Source organism: Mesorhizobium silamurunense, assembly GCF_014843905.1.
In the GTDB taxonomy this organism is placed as follows: domain Bacteria; phylum Pseudomonadota; class Alphaproteobacteria; order Rhizobiales; family Rhizobiaceae; genus Mesorhizobium; species Mesorhizobium silamurunense.
The window spans coordinates 1-1,379 of the sequence record NZ_LPVS01000212.1 but is presented as its reverse complement, the minus strand read 5'-3'; the positions used below and the strand labels follow the sequence as shown (position 1 = coordinate 1,379).

Genomic DNA, 1,379 nt, shown 5'->3' with positions numbered 1-1,379 from the left:
GTGGACGCCCCCTCACGGCATCGCTGTGCCAAAGTGGTGTCGTTGATCATCACTTGAACGGAGGCGTCCATGTTGGAAGTTAGCACAATCGGGTTGGATCTGGCGAAGAACGTGTTCCAGATGCACGGCGCGGATGGATCGGGAGCCGTGGCCTTCCGCAAGAAACTGCGTCGTGACCAGGTGCTCAAGTTTCTTGCCGCGCAGCCTGCTTGCACGGTGGCCATGGAGGCCTGCGCCGGCGGTCATTACTGGGCGCGGGAGATTGCGAAGCTTGGGCACGATGCCCGGCTAATCGCTCCGGGATATGTGAAGCCTTTCGTGAAGCGGCAGAAGAACGATGCCGCTGACGCTGAGGCGATCTGCGAAGCAGCCCAGAGGCCTACCATGCGGTTCGTAGCGGCAAAGAGCGAAGAGCAGCAGGCCGCGGCAATGGTGTTCCGCGTTCGCGATCTTATGGTTCGTCAGCGGACCCAGACCATCAATGCGATACGGGGCCATCTTGCCGAATTCGGACTCGTGGCTGCACAGGGTCTCTTCCATGCCGCCAAGCTTGTCGCGGCGATTGAGGACAAAGGTACCGCCATCCCCGAAGCTGCCCGTCCGATCCTGTCTCTGCTCGTTGCACAGCTGCGGGCGCTGGATGAGAGAGTGGCCGTGCTCGACCGCGAGATCGCCCGGCGTGCCAAGGAGGATGCAGAAGCCAGGCGATTAATGACTATTCCCGGCATAGGGCCGATCACCGCGACGGCACTTGCTGCTCTGGCTCCATCGCGACAACCTTCAAGAGGGGGCGAGACTTTGCGGCGTGGCTCGGCCTCACGCCGCTGCAACGCTCCTCAGGCGGCAAGCAGAAGCTCGGCGAGACGTCCCGGATGGGTGAACGAACCCTGCGTCGGCTGCTGATCATCGGGGCGAGCGCCGCCGTGCGCTGGGCCATGCGGAAGGGATCGACGGGGGATCCTTGGCTCTCGCGGATGCTTGAGCGCAAGCCGCCCATGCTGGTGATCGTCGCCCTGGCCAACAAGACGGCGCGCATCGTGTGGGCATTGATGGCGAAAGGGGGAACTTATCGGGCCCGGCGGTAGCGGGACAATATCGCTGCTGGGCTTGAAGGTGTGAGAAGGTCCAAAGGAGAGTATGGCGCCACGGTCAACGAGACGGGATCGGGAAAACCAGATCATGGATACGCGCCTTGAGCGCGCCAGATTGTTTTGGACCCGCTCCGCGAACTCCCATACAGGCCCGCGGCATGTGACAGCCGCAACAGAGGCCGGACACATGTCAGCACCGACCACGCTCCGTGCTCTTCGAAAGATTCTCTTGCACCAACGGGGGCGTCCACACATGTCCATGACGACGATATCGCCGGGCTTCAGCAC

Annotated in this window: 2 protein-coding genes; both read left to right on the top strand. The window is 62.4% G+C overall.

Features of this window, described 5'->3' with window-relative positions; translation table 11 throughout:
• Positions 1–69 precede the first annotated feature (69 nt).
• The gene (locus AU465_RS33115) at positions 70–903 is read left to right on the top strand and encodes an IS110 family RNA-guided transposase (protein WP_512699447.1); all 834 of its coding nucleotides are present in this window, start codon (positions 70–72) and stop codon (positions 901–903) included.
• A complete protein-coding gene (locus tag AU465_RS38190; RefSeq protein ID WP_512699446.1) occupies positions 825–1,085 on the top strand; it encodes a transposase in 261 nt (86 codons plus the stop codon). The genes AU465_RS33115 and AU465_RS38190 overlap by 79 nt, the downstream gene beginning before the upstream one ends.
• Positions 1,086–1,379: the final 294 nt, after the last annotated feature.

What these genes read in the sequence shown, in the direction of transcription:
- AU465_RS33115 (WP_512699447.1), top strand. Translation starts at nt 70, where the DNA reads ATGTTGGAAGTTAGCACAATCGGGTTGGATCTGGCGAAGAACGTGTTC.